Here is a 14,703-nt window from a genome sequence, read left to right on the forward strand (position 1 = left end):
CCATCGTGACCGGATTCATCCAGGTGGTCCTCGGCGGTCTCGTGGACGGATGCGTCTACGCCCTCATCGCACTGGGCATGTCTGTCGTGTACTCGATCAGCCGGATCATCAACCTCGCACAGGGCGGCTTCGTCGTCCTGTCAGCACTCACCGCGGTGTCCCTGCAACAGTTCCTCGGCCTACCACCGCTGGCAATCGTGCCCATCGTCGTGGTGCTGTTCGCCGCGGTCCTCGCCGCGGTCGACCGGATCGTCATGGTTCCCGCCGCCCACCGGGCGACCAACGACCGGATGCTCCTGATCACCGTCGGCCTGCTGCAGGCGATCGGCGGATTCGTCCTGCTCGTCTGGGGAAACCTGCCCTACACGATGCAGCCCTTCACCTCCGGCGCGGCCGTGACGATCGGCGGAGTCCGCATCGTCCCGCAGTACTTCTGGATCATCGGTGCCTTGCTCCTCGCCGTCGCGGGCCTGTGGTACCTGTTGCACCGCACGCGCTTCGGGCTGACCATGCGCGCGACCGCCGCCAACCCGTCGGCCGCGGCCCTGCAGGGAATCCACGTCGGCCGCACCCGCCTGGTCGCCTTCACGCTCTGCGGAGCGATGGCGGCGCTCGCCGGCACCGCGGTCATCCCGGTGACGTTCCTGCAGTTCACCACGGTGACGTCGTACGCGGTCACCGGGTTCATCGCGGCTGTGGCCGGAGGGCTGGGCAGCACCGCGGGCGCGGTGCTCGCCGGCCTCGTCCTCGGTCTCCTCCAGGGCGTCTTCAGCCGTTACACCAGCGGTGACCTCGCCCAGGTCGCCGCGATGACCGCCCTGATCGTGTTGTTGATATTCCGCCCCACCGGCCTGCTCGGCCGGACGAGCGAGGTGCGCCGATGACACTCTCCCCCGCCGACGAATCGGTCAGCCCGGCCACCGGCACCGGGCGGTTCCTCCCGCGCCGTGAACGTAACCCGACGGGCGACGGCCGACGGACCGTCACGGCTACGATCGCCCTCGCCGTGGCGGTCGTGCTCCCCTTCCTGGTACCCGGCATCACCGGGCTGCTCGTGGTCGCCGCCATCTTCTTCCTCGTATCGCTCGGCCTGACCCTCCTCATGGGACACGCGGGACAGGTCTCCTTGGGCCAGACGTTGTTCATGGCGATCGGCGGCTACGGCGCCGGCGCGCTCACACTGTCCTGGCACTGGCCGACCACGGTCTCCGCGATCGCGGCCGCCGCACTGTCGGGTGCCGTCGCCTTCGTCTTGGGAAGGCTGTTCCTGCGGCTGCGCGGGTACTACTTCGCGCTGGCCACCCTGGGCCTCGCGGTGGCGACCCAGTCGCTGGCCTCCGGATGGACCGGCCTCACGGGCGGCCCCTCGGGCATGGTGGCGATTCCGAGCCTGCAGCTCGCCGGCTACACCGTCTTCAGCGACCGGGCCAACTACTTCGTCCTGCTCGTGGCCGGGATCCTGGCGGCGGCCTTCATGGCCAACGTCAAACGCTCGCAGACCGGACGTGTGCTCACCGCGATCGGCCACGATCCGGGTGCCGCGTCCATGCTGGGCATCAACACCGCGCGCTACAAGACGATGGCCTTCGTGGTCTCCGCCGTCCTGGCTTCGCTCGGCGGCAGCATGTACGCCTTCTACCTGCGCTTCATGTCACCCGAGGTGCTCAGCGTGACCGTGGCCTTCAGCATCGTCATCATGCTCGCCCTCGGCGGGGCACGCACTCTCGTCGGGCCTCTTCTCGGCGCGCTGATCATCCAGGGACTGCCCATCGCCGGACAGAGCTTCGCACTATGGGAGCCCCTCGTCGCCGGCCTCCTCCTGATCGTCGTGATGACCTACCTGCCGCGAGGCATCTGGGGAACGTTCACCGCATACCTCCGCAACGCGGCGCGACGAAGGGATTCCCACTGATGAACGAAACGCCCCTCCTGTCCGTCCACGGGCTCGGCCGGAGTTTCGGCGGGCTGCGAGCCGTGGACGAGGTCAGTTTCACCGTCTCCCCGAACTCGGTCCGGTCGATCATCGGGCCCAACGGCGCGGGCAAGACGACCCTGCTCGACCTGATCACCGGGTTCACCAAGCCTGATTCCGGGACCGTGGAGTTCGCCGGACGTCCCATCAGTGGCCTGGCTCCGCACAAGCTGCCGTCCCTCGGCCTGATGCGCACCTTCCAGTCCGCACGGCTGGTGCCCGGTCTCACCGTACGGGAGAACGTCATGCTCGGCGGCTACCGCTTCACTCGCGCCCGCCTGCTCTCCGAGGGGTTGCGCCTGCCGCGCACCCGGCGGGAGGAGCGGTCCCTGGTCGCCCGAGCCGACGACCTCCTCCGGTTCCTCGAGCTCGAACGGTTCGCCGACCAGGACGCCGCCGACCTGCCGGCCGGGGTGCAGCGCCTGGTCGAAGTCGCCCGAGGCTTGTCCGGTGGGCCACGCCTGCTGCTGCTCGACGAGCCTGCGGCAGGCCTCGACGACACCGAAACCAACGAGCTGTGCGACGTCCTGCGAGCGGTGTGCGCGGGCGGCATCTCGCTGGTCGTGATCGAGCACAACATCGACCTGATCATGCGCCTCAGCCACGCCGTGCTGGTCCTCGACGCCGGCAAGGCGATCGCGGACGGCACACCCGCGGCGGTGCGCGAGAACCCCGCCGTCATCGAGGCCTACCTGGGAGCGAAGGCATGACCCTGACCGTCACCGGACTGCACGCAAGCCACGGCGCGACCCGCGCCCTGCGCGACGTCTCCCTCGACGTGGAGGCCGGTCAGGTCCTCGCCCTGGTCGGTGCCAACGGAGCCGGCAAGACGACGCTCCTGCACTGCATCGCCGGTCTGCACCGGCCCGACCGCGGCCGGATCAAGCTGCACGACGGCGAAATCACGGGCTTGCCGGCCCACGTGGTGGCCCATCGGAGGCTGTGCCTGGTGCCGGCCGGGCGGCAACTGTTCGCCGACCTCAGCGTGGCGGACAACCTCCGGGTCGGCCTGCACGGGCTCGACTTGACGGGGACCGCCGAGGCCGCTCGGACCGACCGGGTGTACGAGCTGTTCCCGATCCTGCGGGAGTTCACCGATCGCAAGGCGGGCCTGCTGTCCGGCGGTCAGCAGCAGATGCTCGCCATCGGGCGTGCACTCGTGCGCGAGCCCGAGGTGCTCCTGCTCGACGAACCGTCCCTGGGCCTGGCGCCGATGCTGGTCACACAGATCCTGCGGACGGTCTCCGGCCTGGCGGCCGACGGCGTGGCGATCCTGCTCGCCGAGCAGAACGCCGCCGCCGCCCTTCAGGTGGCCGATCAGGGAGCCGTGCTCGAAAACGGACGGCTGACCCGGCTGGACACCGCGGCCGCGCTGCTCGCCGACGAGGACGTCTCACGCCACTACCTCGGCAACGCGAGTGCCGAGGACGAGGCACTGCCGGATCGTCCGGAGCGGCGGCTGCCGGCCGGGTTGGACAGGCTCTTCCGCTGACGGACGAGCCCTCGGCGACCGAGGCGCCGGCCCTGGCGCGCGAACAAAGCAGCTGGTTCGATCCAGGAGTCAGTGCACGAAAACCGCGGCCTCTTCGACGGTCCGGCGCAGCAACTCGCCCATCCGGCGCACATCGGTCCGGTTCATGCGGATGACGGGAACCGACACATTGATCGCCAAGCTCACCGGGGACGTGCCCACCGGGAACGCCACCGCGACCGAGGACACCGACTCCTCGCTTTCCTCGTTGCTGGTCGCGTAACCCCGGCGCCGGATCGCCTCCAGCTCCAGTTCGAGCTCGGTCCGGGAACGGATGGAATTGCTCGTCAGCCCCTCGAGCTCCTCGACCGGATACATCCGCCGGACGTCCTCCGTGGACAGTTCGGCCAGCATGGCCTTGCCGGTCGACGTGCAGTTCGCCGCCATGGACTGGCCCAGCCGAGAACCCACCCGCACCGCCTTGGGGCTTTCCATCGCGTCGATGAACCGAACCGTGGAGCCGTCGAGAATTCCCAGGTGCACCGTCTCCCCCAGCTCGGCGTGCAATCGCTCCAGGAAGGGCCGGAGCGTCTCTCGCACGTCGAAACGCTGCAGGATGGCGTACGCCACCCCGGTCAGGGCCGTACCGGGGCGATAGGCCTTGGACCGCGCCTCCTGCCGGACGAACCCGCGATACTGGAGCATCGCCAGCAGGCGGTGCGCGGTGGAGGACGCCACGCCGAGGTACTCCGAAACTTCGGTCAGCCGCAGCTCACTGCGCTCGCCCAGCAGAAGCAGGATCCGCAGCGCGTTGTCGACCGACTCGATCGGGTATTGCGGCGGAGCGGCAGTGCCTGACCGGGGGGCGGACGCGGTTTTCTTCATAGCAGAAGAGTACCTGCTCCTGGCTGAAGTCGGGACCAGTTACAGAGGTTCCCTCTGCTCAACAGAGGCAGCCCTGATCAGCTTGAGGCAATGCGGTGGTAGCCGCTTCGGAAGAACAGCAGGGGAGACGACCACCGCTCTTCCTCGAGACCGGTTACCCGGCCCAGCACCAGATAGTGGTCGCCCGCCTCGGTGACCTGCTCGATGTCGCAGTCGATCCAGGCGATCACGTCGTCTATGACGGGAGACCCGCTCGCAGCGGAACGCCAGCCCACACCCTGGAACTTGTCTCCCCCGCTCACCGCGAACCGCCGGCTGAGCTGCTCCTGGTCGGCACCGAGCACGTTGGCACAGAAGGACCCCGAACGCCAGATGGCCGGAAAGGTCGTCGAGGACATCGCCGGCAGGAACGCCACGAGCGGCGGGTCGAGCGACACCGAGGTGAATGATCCGACGGCCATGCCCATCGGACGCCGGCCCTCGCCTGTCGCGGTGATCACGACCACTCCCGTCGGGACGTGGCCCAGCACATTGCGAAAGCGCTCCCGATCGACCGGCACGGAGGTCGTGGACATGACCGATCCCGACTTTCTGCTCTGCTTCGAACTGCCTGACACGAACCACATCTGCCACACGGCGCCTACACGAGCGTTGTCGCGGGGTCGAGCCCGAGAAGGACCCGGCCGTAGACCTCCAACCCGGCATTCGGGTTGAGGGCCGCGTGCAGTGACACCGCTTCGATGTCGCGGAAGAACTGCCGGAACGGCACGTCCCGGCGAATCGAGGAAGCACCGCTGGCCGAGTTGAGGATTTCGACGGCTTCCCGCGCAAGCCGGGTCGCGTAACCGGCATCCGACCGGATGCGGGCTCGCTCCGGCAGGCTCATGTCCCGTCCCGCCTCGGAGTGTTCCCATGCCGACTCGGCCATGCGCACTACGAGGTGCCACGCCAGCTCGATTTTTGTCTGCGCTTCAGCCAACTGCAGGTGGGTCAATTGCGTCTCGGCCTGGTTGGCGTGTGCGGTGTACGTGATGGCGCGGCCGGGCAAGCGGTCCAGGAACAGTTCCATTGCTCCGCGCGCCATGCCGACCGGGACTGCCGCACTCACCGCCATCACGATGGGCACCGCGGCGGCCCGGAAGAGCGGCGAACCAGCGTTCGCCGCGGACTTCATGGTGTTACGCCACACATAGCTGAACGGCATGGTCCGGTGGTCGGGAACGAACACCTCGTGGCCCACCGTGGTGTTGCTCCCGGTTCCGGAGAGTCCGTCAACGTCCCAGCTCAGCTCGATGTCGAGGTCGGACATCGGGATGAGCGACGCGATGACCTCGACGGTCCCGTCCTCTTTGGTTACCCGTGCGGGGAGGACATCCCACTGGGCGTGGCAGCATCCGGTGTTGAAGGGCCAGGATCCCGTGACGACGAAGCCGCCGTCGACGCGCTTCCCCGTGGCCGTGGGGGCGAAGGTGCCACACAGGCGGACGTCGGCGGTCTCGAAGACCTCAGCCTGGGCCTCATCACTGAACTGGGCCGCGAGCCACGCGGAGAACACACCCACCTGCGCGACCCACGCTGTCGAGCCGCAACCACGTCCCAGTTCGGCCAACGCCGCGATCTGCTCGGGCAACGGGGTCTCCGAGCCGCCGAACCGGCGGGGCTTCATCATGTCGTAGATGCCGGCCGAAGCCAGCGCGGACACATTGTCGTCGGTGAGCCGACCGTGGTCGTCGACGGTTCGCGCGTTGGCCCGCAGTTGCGGCACGAGCCGCCGGACTCTGTCCTGCAAGCTTTCCGCCGGTGGCGCGGCCGGGTGCGCGACGTCGGCTGCATAGGTCATTGCTTCTCCTCTTCGAGCGGTTGACGAGCGCTGACCTCGCCCAGGCACCGTCCGCGACAGCAAGGGAAGGAAACCACGAACCATTCGATGTTTCAAGAGTGAGCAGCCTTCGGGCAAGCACACGGGCCTTGTACGACCGAGCCCAGACCAGGTCCGTCAAGGGACCCCTTTTCGCCATGTTCACCTGAACCGGTGAAACTGCCGCATCCTCGCGACGGCTTGTCCACCAGGACCCGAGCCACTGTCCGTCGCCTGTCCATCCTGTGCATCGTCCACTTCGGACCCGTCGCTCCGCGCGTACTTTCCAGCGACAGAAGCAGTTCCCCACCGGGCCGCGCACCGGTTCTCGATCTGGCTTCGCAGCCCCCTCCCTGTTAACCTGCGGCGATTCCCTCCCTCTCCCGGCGACCTCGGCCACGGCTCGCCCGACGCAGGCCCGTTGCGCAACAAGGCCGAACGAGCCGCACCACCTCGCCATCGCACCTCGGGCCGGGCACCGTCCGGATTGAACAACGGGAGTTTGTATGCGTTCCAAGCTGTCCATACCCGGGATCTTCTTCGTCACCGTCGTGCTGCTCTTCACCTCGAGCAGCGCGATCCCGAAACCGGCAGGCGCCACGGCGATGGCCGCGTGGCCGTTCAGCCCGCGGCTGGTTCCGGGCATGCCTGGCGTACCCAACCCGGTCAGCGTGGCCGTCGCAGCGTCGGCCAGCGATGCTCAATGCCGCGAATACTCCTTCCCCGTGACCACCGGTCAGGCCGGTGGCGCCGCCGCCAAGATCTGGGGACAGCTCTGCACGGACGACCCCGCCCGGCTCGGTGAGCAACCGGTTCAGGTCCTGATCCACGGTGGCGCCTACGACCACACCTACTTCGACTGGCCGTACCAGCCGGACCGCTACAATTACGTGCGCTCCATGACGCGGCAAGGGTTCACTGTCCTGAACTTCGACCGGCTCGGCTACGGTCACAGCGACCACCCGCTCGGCGCGAGTCTCACCTTCGACGTGGCGGCGTTCACCGTGCACCAGCTCATCCAGCACCTCCGACGCGGTAGCCTCGGCCGGCCGTTCCCGACCATCGTCACGAACGGGTTCTCGATGGGCGGCCTCATCGCCCAGGTGGAAGCCGCGACGTTCCACGACGTCGACGCGCTGACGACGCATGCGGTCGGCCACTACTTCGGCGCACCCCGGTCACTCGTGAGGCTCGCGACGGTCGCGTACCCGGCGCTCCTCGATCCGAAGTTCAGCAGCCGGCCGTGGGCACTCGATCCGACCTATCTGACCACCCTGCCGGGCCGGCGAGTGGTCTTCTACGGTCCGCCCGGCACCTACGACCCGGCGCAGCTCGAGTACGAGGAGAAGGACAAAGACGTTGTGACGGCGACCGAGCTCGCCGACATCGTCGCGAAGTCCTACACCGAGCTCACCCAGCGAATCGATGCACCGATCCTCTGGACTCTCGGCGAGTACGACCAAATCTGGTGCGGCACCACGGACAACTGCTTCACGGACCCGGAGACTGCCGGCGAAGCGAGCCACTACAAAGCCGGGCTGTTCACCAAGTACATCGCCCCGGACGACGGCCACTCGGTGATCCTCGGCCTCGGCACGACGGCCTACCAGGCCGAAGTCGTCTCCTGGCTGCGAGCTCGAGGGATCCGCGGCGTCCGTTAGCCGACCCGCAGCGCACAGGCTTCCCAGCCGGCGAACCACAGCTTCGCCAGGCCCGTCGTCGCCGTTTGCGCAGGTCCAGAGCGCCCTGCAGCACCCAGGCTTGAAATATCGAATGTTTCGTGGTTTTCTCTAGTCGGCTGTTGCCCCGTGACCCGTCGATACAAGGAGGTATCGATGTTCGATCTTGCACGCAGAGCCGGCCACCGCCCAACGCGCACCCCTCTGCCGTCCCCGCCCGCGGGCAACGCCGCAATCACGGCGCTGCCGTCCGGCCAAGTCCGGGCTCGCCGGTCTCGGGACCGGCCCAAGACGGCGACTCGCCGGCCGCAGTAGCCAGTTCCTTCAGCCGCAACGGATCCTGCTTGGAACCGGCCGGCAGCAATACAGGACGAATGGGAGTCAACGAAGTGTCGTCTAATATCCGGCGGGGCGTCATCCCGCGCGCAACAACGGGGATCTCCGAGCACCTCGACGAGATCTACACCCAGCACGGCTTCTTCGGCCAATGGGTTCACCTGTTCCGGTCACGCAATGTCGGCTTTCCGAAAACCTGGTCGAGCGACGACGTGATGTACAAGGGAACCGACACCACCACACTGGCGCCTGCCGACCAGACTGACGCTGCAGGCTCACCGATGGAGCTGCTCCGCGGGGACGGGATCGTGGTCTCACTGTCACGTCGGTCGCAGCCGATGCCGTTCGCCGAGCTCAACGCGGACTACCACCAGATCCGCTTCTACCACCGCGGCGAGTTCCTGATCGAGACCGAGCTGGGCAGGTTCGAAGTCGAGCCCGGTGACTTCGCCGTCATCCCGAAAGGACTCGTCTACCGGGAGACACCGCGGCAGGCCGACGGCAACGCGGTCCTCATCTTCGAGACCGCAGAGCCTGCGGAACCGGCGGAAGAACTCTGGGACAACGCCGGGTTCGCGAGCTTCTTCACCGACTACTCCGCGATGAAGCTCCCGGAGCCGGTCGGCGAGATCCGGAACGTCGAGACCGAAGTGCGACTCAAGTTCCGGGGCGAGATCCACACGCTCACCTACGACTTCGATCCGTGCTCCGATGTCATCGGCTGGGTCGGCGACCCCGTCGTCTTCAGCCTCAACGTCTGGGACATTCCCGGGCTCGGCTCTTCGCACGGGTTCCTTCCACCGCCTTCCGGGGCTGTCCTCATGGGACGTGACAAGTCCTTCTTCTTCAACGTGATGAGCCCGAAGCCGTTCCCCAACGTTCCGGCGCCCGACGGGAGCATCGGCGCACCGGCGCACATGAACGACTACGAAGAGGTCTGGTTCAACCACGTCGCCGACGCGGCCCCGCACACCGACGGTCACCTCTGGCGGTTGCCGCCGTCCATTCCGCACCCGGGGATCAAACGACCGCCGTTCTACCCCGAAGGACCAGTCGAGCGCATCAGGGAAATGAAGATCAACTTCGACTGTCGCGCCGGGCTGACGTGGACCGACGCCGCACGCAAGGCTCTCATGCCCGACCCGCAGATCGGCCTCTACACCAGCCTTGCCGGCACACACATCGGCGTCGTCCCCGACGAGGCCAGCCGGTATGCGGCCGGGCGATTGCCGGAATGACCTGTGAAAGCCGGCCTCATCGACGAAAAGCAACTTCACCGGGTGGTTCATCTTCATGACGGGTAAACCCAAGGTCCTGGTCATCGGCGCCAGCGGCCAAATCGGCCGCCGCGTCTGCCGCGGGCTGATACAGCGAGACGTCCCAATTCGAGGTCTCTCCCATTCTCCGACCGGCGCGATGAAGATCGCCGCGTCGGGCGTCGACGACATCGTCTGGGGCGATCTGGGTGACCCCCGCACGCTCAAGGCCGCGTTCCACGGGGTCGATCACGTGATGCAGGTTTCCCGCGCGATCCGGGAACCGCGGCAGGAAATACATGCGATCGAGGCAGCCCAGCGGGCAGGTGTCCGGCGCGTGGTCAAGCTTTCCAGCGAGATCCTCTACTACCATTGGGACGGACTCAGCGACCAGGAAAAGGCCACTCCCCCCGATATGGTGGCCGCGCTGCACGGGCCCGCGGAAGACCGCATCCTCGACACCGGCATAGACAGCGTCATGCTGCGACCGACCTGGTTCATGAGCATCGACGCGAACCCCCTGATCGCGGCCGGATTCACCAAGAACCAGTTCGTTTGGCCAGCCGGCCTCGCCGGCCTCGCTCTCGTACACCCGGACGACGTCGCGGAATCCGCGGTGGAGTGCCTGGTTTCCGAACACCTGCCACCGTCACCCCTGCACCTCACCGGGCCCAAGGAGCTCAGCTCGGAAGAAATCGCAGCAGGCTTCAGCACCGTCAAGGACGCCACAGTCGTCGCGGCATCTCCCCCGCTCCACGACTACGAAGAGTGGCTCGAAACTGTCGCCGGAATGCCGCGACAAGCCGGCCGGATCTTCGATCCCTACGTCACCCGCAGACATGCGCCGGTCACCGACGACATCGAGCAGCTGCTCCACCGCCCGGCCCGGAACTTCACCGACTATCTAGCCCACGACGCCACCTGACCGGCACTCGAACAATCGACCTCCCACCGGAAGGAGCACCACTCATGGTGTTCGATCTCCAAGCTCTCAGCGACCGTGCCGAGATCCTCGAGCTGCGCTCCCGCTACGGGAGAGCCCTCGACGGAAAGGACTGGGACCTGATGCGCACGGTCTTCGCCGAAGACGCCCAGGCCGACTTCGCGCTCGGGAAGCCGTTCAAAGGCATCGAGGAAATCATCCGCGGCTGCCGATCGCAGATGGACAGCCTCGATCACACCCAGCACTTCATGGGAAACCACGAGATCGAACTCGACGGCGATCGGGCGCGTGGCCGTCTCAAGCTGATCGGAGGCGCCTACCTCCGCACCGACACCGGGGCACCGTCTGCCTGTCTGCGCGGGAACTACGTCGACGAGTACGTCCGCACCGACGAAGGCTGGCGGATCTCGCGCCGCGAGCTGACGATCGCCTGGGGCGAGGGAAACACAGGCATCCTCAGCCAGTCGCACACGCAGTAGGCCTGAGCGAGCGAAGCACTCGGCATATCCACCGCACCCATGCACACCCCCGAACCAGAGAGCGACGCGACATGACATTCGACCTCCAGACTCTCAGCGACCGAGCCGAGATCCTCGAGCTGTCCTCACGCTACGCGAGGGCGATCGACGACAAGGACTGGGACCTGCTGCGGAACGTCTTCACCGAAGACGCCTACGCCGACTTCGGCTTGGGGAGCCCTTTCAAGGGCATCGAGGCCATCCTCCACGCTTCTCGTTCGATCATGGAGAACCTCGACCACACCCAGCACTTCCTGGGAAACCACGAGATCGACGTCGAAGGCGATCGGGCGAGCGGCCGGCACCGGTTGATCGGAGGTGCCTACCTGCGGGACGCCGTCGGTGAACCAAGCCTGTCCGAGCTCGGCGAATACGTGGACGACTACGTCCGAACCGAAAACGGGTGGCGTATCTCCCACCTCGAATTCACGGTCAGCTGGTGCGAGGGAAACATGGGCATCCTCGGCGCCGGCATCAGCGCCCTGAACGCCACCTGAGATCGAGAGGACACGGATATGCGCGAAGATGCGCTCATAGCGTCACAGGAGGAACTTCTCGCGCGACTTCAGATCAAGGCCGCTATGGACAGCTACGCACTCGGACTCGACACTCGCGACCTGAACCGCTTCCTGAGCGCCTGGCACGAAGACGCGATATGGGACGTGGACCACCCGCCGGCGACCTGCGATGGCCACAACCAGATCACCGAGTTCGCAGAAGCGTCGTGGCAGGAAATCAAGGTCCTCAACCATTTCACCATGAATCACGTCGTCGAAATCAGCGGTGACCAGGGATCCGGCGTCGGTCATGCCGCCGCCATGATGGTGTCCGCCGACGACCTCTACATCACTGCAGCGGCAGTCTTTCACGACAAGTATGAGCGGCGCAGTGGGACCTGGAAGATCAGCCACCGAAAAGTAACGCTCAACCACTGGGCCGAACACCCCGAGGCCGTGGTGAAGGTCAGTTTCGGCCAAGCGCAGGCCTGAGTGTTCTGCCGCGGAAACACCAGCAAACCGAGAGGCATGCAATGGGTAGGCTTGACGGAAAGCGTGTGATGATCACCGGCACCTCCAGGGGGCAAGGAGAGGCGGCGCAGCGCGTCTTCGCCGAAGAAGGCGCCCGAGTGGTCGGCTGTGGCCTCCACGAAGGTGGGGCCGAGAAAACCGCCGCGTTGTTGCGGGACGACGGCTACGATGTCCAGGGGTACACGGTCGATCTCACCGATCCAGGCGCTGCCCGCAACTGGATCGAACGGGGCGCCGAGTCCCTCGGCGGGATCGACGTTCTCTACAACAACGCCGCGGGGTTCGGCTTCGCCCCTTTTTCCGAGATGACCATCGAACTCTTCAGGAACGTACTGCGGGACGAGTTGGAACTCCTCTTCAACACGACCAACCCCGCCTGGAAGGTGATGCTCGGTGCGGGCGGAGGCTCGATCATCAACACGGCTTCCTACGGCGCCATGCGGGGAGTGGCACGGTTCGGCGTCGCCGCACACTCGGCGGCCAAGGGCGGAGTCGTTGCCCTGACCACCGCACTCGCGGCCGAAGGAGCGTCGGCGGGAATCCGCGTCAACGCGATCTCCCCGGGGTTCGTCGACACCCCGGCCACTGCGGCGGCGATGGACGACGAAGCCCGCGAATGGCAGCTCTCGAAACACCTCATCCAACGTCCTGGCCGACCTGAAGAAATCGCGCGCTTCGCTGTCTACCTCGCTTCGCACGAGGCCGAGTGGGTTACGGGCCAGAACTTCTCGATCGACGGCGGCGTCACTGCCGGTTTTCGCTGAGCACGAGGCAGGGGCCGCCCTCGTTCCACACCAGGACTGCCGGGTGGCGGCCCCGCCCGCCGAGAGCTGCAATACCACGAGTGCCGCAAACGTCTTCTGGAATGAGGATCGCAACGAAAATGGAATTCAACGCTGACGTCTCGAGGGTACTTGAATTCGGCCGGGAGAAGACCTTCATCTCGTCGACGGTGTTCTTGCCCGACGGCGAGCCGGAGGCCGTGCTCGTCTGCTGGCCAGGCGGATCCTACGACCGCCGCTACTGGTGCTTCGACACCGTACCCGGCTACGACTTCGCGGGACATGCGACCGGACGTGGCCTCGCCGTTGTCGCCGCGGATCCACTCGGGGTCGGCGGCAGCTCGAAACCAAGTCACGTCGACGGTGTCGACTTCGTGACGATATCGGCCGCCGCCGACGAGTTCGTGCGGCAACTTCGGAAACGGTTTCCCGGCCACCGCCTGGTCGGCATCGGGCACTCGCTCGGCGGGGCCCTGACGGTAGCCACGCAGGCACTGCACGAGAGCTACGACCGGGTCGCCTCGCTGGGCATGACCCACGGCGCAAAGGGGTTCGTGCCCGGCGAGGACAACCACCAGTCTGATCCGCGGAAGAAGGCAGTGGAACAAGCCCAGGCGATCTTCCAGGACTGGGATGCCGGTTACGCGACCGGCCCGAGGCAACCGTTCCACCACCTGTTCTACCGACCGGATACGCCGGCTGACGTCATTGCAGCGGATGACGAGACCGCCGCTGCTTGGCCACGCCAGTCCTATGTCGACAGCCTCGTTCCCGGCTACAGCGGGAAATTCGCGGCGCAAGTGAAGTGCCCGGTCCTCCTGTGCTTCGGCGACCACGACGTCCACGAGCATCCCCGCGACGAAGTCGCCTTCTATACCAGCAGCAACGACATTCGAACGCTCGTGCTCGAGAACGCCGCGCACTGCCACAACTTCGCGACGACCCGAAGGACACTCTGGGATCGGCTCTGCACCTGGTCCACCGAGGATGACTGAGGCCGGTCACGGTCCTGAACGTCCTTGCCAAGCTCGACGGGCGACATCACAGACGAAGCAGGGACTCGGCGTTTTCGTGGGTGATCTTGCGTTTGTCTTCTTCGGGGATCCGCAGGTCGTCGAGGAAACTTCGGTTTCCATCCATGGTCAGGTACGGGTAGTCGGCGGACCAGATGATCCGGTCCGGTCCGACGGTCCGGAAGATGAACTCGAACTGCGCCTGGTCGAGCAATCCACTCGGCGTGACCCAAACGTGCTGCCGGTAGATGTCGCTGATCGGTGCCGACAAGCCGGTCATCGACTGGGGCATGGCGGTGTCGAGGCGAGACAGGTAGAAGGGCACCATTTCGCCCCAGTGGCCGGAAATGACCTGGAGCCCGCGATGGCGCTCGAAAACTCCCGAGAGAATCATACGCAGCACGTGGATGCCGGCTTCATGGTGCCAACCCCACCCGCCGAGGGAGAACGTGGCGCTCACCGACGGTGAGAACCCGTCGTAGTAGGCTCGCTGCACATCCAGCACCGGGTAGTACGGATGCAGGTAGAGCGGGACGCCGAGCGCGCTGAAGCGTTCCAGGACCGGCTCATAGCGGGGATCGTCGAGGAATGTCGCTCCCGGACGTCCCATGAGCAGCGCGCCCGTCATGCCCAGGCTTTCGACGCAGCGCGTGAGTTCGTCCGCAGCCTCCGCCGGCGTCTGCCAGGGCAGGGCGGCGAACGCGGCCAGTCGCCCGGCGCTGGCCTCGACGGCGGCGGCCAGCCGGTCGTTGGCCGCGCTGGTCAGCGCCGCCGCGGTTTCCGCTGGGCCGAGCTGTGACGGTGTGCTGTACGAGACTACCTGGACGTCGACTCCGCTCTGATCCATCGCGGAGATGCGGTCAGGACCGAGTTCTCGGCCGAGGTTCACCGCGTCTCGCATGCTCAGGATCCTCGGCCCGCCGGTCGAGGACGTCTTGGTTGGCGCCGTGGGGGCGCCGAGG

General features: G+C 66.5%; 16 protein-coding genes. 12 read left to right on the forward strand and 4 right to left on the reverse strand.

Translation table 11 applies throughout. The features are described 5' to 3' along the window. Window positions 1–5: 5 nt before the first annotated feature. The 4 genes from AB0M59_RS05160 to AB0M59_RS05175 are packed head-to-tail and all read left to right on the forward strand — an operon-like array spanning window position 6 to window position 3,464. Complete coding sequence (locus tag AB0M59_RS05160; protein ID WP_364608920.1) at window positions 6–884, forward strand: branched-chain amino acid ABC transporter permease; 879 nt, start codon at window positions 6–8, stop codon at window positions 882–884. After that, the gene (locus tag AB0M59_RS05165) at window positions 881–1,912 is read left to right on the forward strand and encodes a branched-chain amino acid ABC transporter permease (protein ID WP_364608923.1); all 1,032 of its coding nucleotides are present in this window, start codon (window positions 881–883) and stop codon (window positions 1,910–1,912) included. Before AB0M59_RS05160 ends, AB0M59_RS05165 begins: the two co-directional genes overlap by 4 nt. Continuing rightward, window positions 1,912–2,682, forward strand: coding sequence for an ABC transporter ATP-binding protein (locus tag AB0M59_RS05170; protein WP_364608926.1), 771 nt, complete (start codon window positions 1,912–1,914; stop codon window positions 2,680–2,682). The genes AB0M59_RS05165 and AB0M59_RS05170 overlap by 1 nt, the downstream gene beginning before the upstream one ends. Further along, the gene (locus AB0M59_RS05175; RefSeq protein ID WP_364608929.1) at window positions 2,679–3,464 is read left to right on the forward strand and encodes an ABC transporter ATP-binding protein; all 786 of its coding nucleotides are present in this window, start codon (window positions 2,679–2,681) and stop codon (window positions 3,462–3,464) included. The genes AB0M59_RS05170 and AB0M59_RS05175 overlap by 4 nt, the downstream gene beginning before the upstream one ends. Before the next feature lie 69 nt (window positions 3,465–3,533). Here AB0M59_RS05175 and AB0M59_RS05180 read toward each other — a convergent pair whose 3' ends face one another. The 3 genes from AB0M59_RS05180 to AB0M59_RS05190 all read right to left on the reverse strand — a co-directional run bounded on the left by AB0M59_RS05180 (window position 3,534) and on the right by AB0M59_RS05190 (window position 6,168). Beyond that, on the reverse strand, window positions 3,534–4,328 hold the full coding sequence (locus tag AB0M59_RS05180; RefSeq protein WP_364608933.1) for an IclR family transcriptional regulator: 795 nt from the start codon (window positions 4,326–4,328) through the stop codon (window positions 3,534–3,536). Between the two features lie 77 nt (window positions 4,329–4,405). After that, window positions 4,406–4,903 carry a flavin reductase family protein gene (locus tag AB0M59_RS05185; RefSeq protein WP_364608936.1) on the reverse strand — a complete coding sequence of 166 codons (498 nt, stop codon included), beginning with the start codon at window positions 4,901–4,903 and terminating at the stop codon, window positions 4,406–4,408. 65 nt (window positions 4,904–4,968) lie between these two features. Beyond that, entirely contained in the window at window positions 4,969–6,168 is a 1,200-nt protein-coding gene (locus AB0M59_RS05190; RefSeq protein WP_364608939.1) for an acyl-CoA dehydrogenase family protein, read from the reverse strand. Window positions 6,169–6,692: 524 nt separating this feature from the next. Here AB0M59_RS05190 and AB0M59_RS05195 point away from each other — a divergent pair. The 8 genes from AB0M59_RS05195 to AB0M59_RS05230 all read left to right on the forward strand — a co-directional run bounded on the left by AB0M59_RS05195 (window position 6,693) and on the right by AB0M59_RS05230 (window position 13,723). Next, window positions 6,693–7,847: an alpha/beta hydrolase gene (locus AB0M59_RS05195; RefSeq protein WP_364608942.1), complete on the forward strand. Its 1,155-nt coding sequence runs from the start codon at window positions 6,693–6,695 to the stop codon at window positions 7,845–7,847. A gap of 392 nt (window positions 7,848–8,239) precedes the next feature. After that, window positions 8,240–9,439, forward strand: a complete 1,200-nt coding sequence (locus tag AB0M59_RS05200; RefSeq protein ID WP_364608945.1) for a homogentisate 1,2-dioxygenase — start codon at window positions 8,240–8,242, stop codon at window positions 9,437–9,439. A gap of 55 nt (window positions 9,440–9,494) precedes the next feature. After that, a complete protein-coding gene (locus tag AB0M59_RS05205; protein WP_364608947.1) occupies window positions 9,495–10,382 on the forward strand; it encodes an NAD(P)H-binding protein in 888 nt (295 codons plus the stop codon). 44 nt (window positions 10,383–10,426) lie between these two features. Further along, on the forward strand, window positions 10,427–10,879 hold the full coding sequence (locus AB0M59_RS05210; RefSeq protein ID WP_364608950.1) for a nuclear transport factor 2 family protein: 453 nt from the start codon (window positions 10,427–10,429) through the stop codon (window positions 10,877–10,879). Between the two features lie 71 nt (window positions 10,880–10,950). Then, window positions 10,951–11,415 (forward strand): nuclear transport factor 2 family protein, encoded by a 465-nt coding sequence (locus tag AB0M59_RS05215; RefSeq protein WP_364608953.1) that lies wholly within the window; start codon window positions 10,951–10,953, stop codon window positions 11,413–11,415. An 18-nt stretch (window positions 11,416–11,433) separates the two neighbouring features. After that, entirely contained in the window at window positions 11,434–11,907 is a 474-nt protein-coding gene (locus tag AB0M59_RS05220) for a nuclear transport factor 2 family protein (RefSeq protein ID WP_364608957.1), read from the forward strand. A gap of 68 nt (window positions 11,908–11,975) precedes the next feature. Continuing rightward, on the forward strand, window positions 11,976–12,710 hold the full coding sequence (locus tag AB0M59_RS05225; RefSeq protein ID WP_364608960.1) for an SDR family NAD(P)-dependent oxidoreductase: 735 nt from the start codon (window positions 11,976–11,978) through the stop codon (window positions 12,708–12,710). A 119-nt stretch (window positions 12,711–12,829) separates the two neighbouring features. Further along, window positions 12,830–13,723, forward strand: coding sequence for an alpha/beta hydrolase (locus tag AB0M59_RS05230; RefSeq protein ID WP_364608963.1), 894 nt, complete (start codon window positions 12,830–12,832; stop codon window positions 13,721–13,723). Between the two features lie 46 nt (window positions 13,724–13,769). Here AB0M59_RS05230 and AB0M59_RS05235 read toward each other — a convergent pair whose 3' ends face one another. Next, complete coding sequence (locus tag AB0M59_RS05235) at window positions 13,770–14,642, reverse strand: amidohydrolase family protein (RefSeq protein WP_364608966.1); 873 nt, start codon at window positions 14,640–14,642, stop codon at window positions 13,770–13,772. Between the last annotated feature and the right edge of the window lie 61 nt (window positions 14,643–14,703).

It is taken from the genome of Amycolatopsis sp. NPDC051371 (assembly GCF_040682155.1).
Classification (GTDB): Bacteria; Actinomycetota; Actinomycetes; order Mycobacteriales; family Pseudonocardiaceae; genus Amycolatopsis.

What these genes read in the sequence shown, in the direction of transcription:
- AB0M59_RS05210 (WP_364608950.1), top strand. Translation starts at nt 10,427, where the DNA reads ATGGTGTTCGATCTCCAAGCTCTCAGCGACCGTGCCGAGATCCTCGAG.
- AB0M59_RS05180 (WP_364608933.1), bottom strand. Translation starts at nt 4,328, where the DNA reads ATGAAGAAAACCGCGTCCGCCCCCCGGTCAGGCACTGCCGCTCCGCCG.
- AB0M59_RS05225 (WP_364608960.1), top strand. Translation starts at nt 11,976, where the DNA reads ATGATCACCGGCACCTCCAGGGGGCAAGGAGAGGCGGCGCAGCGCGTC.
- AB0M59_RS05235 (WP_364608966.1), bottom strand. Translation starts at nt 14,642, where the DNA reads ATGCGAGACGCGGTGAACCTCGGCCGAGAACTCGGTCCTGACCGCATC.
- AB0M59_RS05185 (WP_364608936.1), bottom strand. Translation starts at nt 4,903, where the DNA reads ATGTCCACGACCTCCGTGCCGGTCGATCGGGAGCGCTTTCGCAATGTG.
- AB0M59_RS05220 (WP_364608957.1), top strand. Translation starts at nt 11,434, where the DNA reads ATGCGCGAAGATGCGCTCATAGCGTCACAGGAGGAACTTCTCGCGCGA.
- AB0M59_RS05205 (WP_364608947.1), top strand. Translation starts at nt 9,495, where the DNA reads ATGACGGGTAAACCCAAGGTCCTGGTCATCGGCGCCAGCGGCCAAATC.
- AB0M59_RS05195 (WP_364608942.1), top strand. Translation starts at nt 6,693, where the DNA reads ATGCGTTCCAAGCTGTCCATACCCGGGATCTTCTTCGTCACCGTCGTG.
- AB0M59_RS05200 (WP_364608945.1), top strand. Translation starts at nt 8,240, where the DNA reads ATGGGAGTCAACGAAGTGTCGTCTAATATCCGGCGGGGCGTCATCCCG.
- AB0M59_RS05190 (WP_364608939.1), bottom strand. Translation starts at nt 6,168, where the DNA reads ATGACCTATGCAGCCGACGTCGCGCACCCGGCCGCGCCACCGGCGGAA.
- AB0M59_RS05165 (WP_364608923.1), top strand. Translation starts at nt 881, where the DNA reads ATGACACTCTCCCCCGCCGACGAATCGGTCAGCCCGGCCACCGGCACC.
- AB0M59_RS05175 (WP_364608929.1), top strand. Translation starts at nt 2,679, where the DNA reads ATGACCCTGACCGTCACCGGACTGCACGCAAGCCACGGCGCGACCCGC.
- AB0M59_RS05215 (WP_364608953.1), top strand. Translation starts at nt 10,951, where the DNA reads ATGACATTCGACCTCCAGACTCTCAGCGACCGAGCCGAGATCCTCGAG.
- AB0M59_RS05170 (WP_364608926.1), top strand. Translation starts at nt 1,912, where the DNA reads ATGAACGAAACGCCCCTCCTGTCCGTCCACGGGCTCGGCCGGAGTTTC.
- AB0M59_RS05230 (WP_364608963.1), top strand. Translation starts at nt 12,830, where the DNA reads ATGGAATTCAACGCTGACGTCTCGAGGGTACTTGAATTCGGCCGGGAG.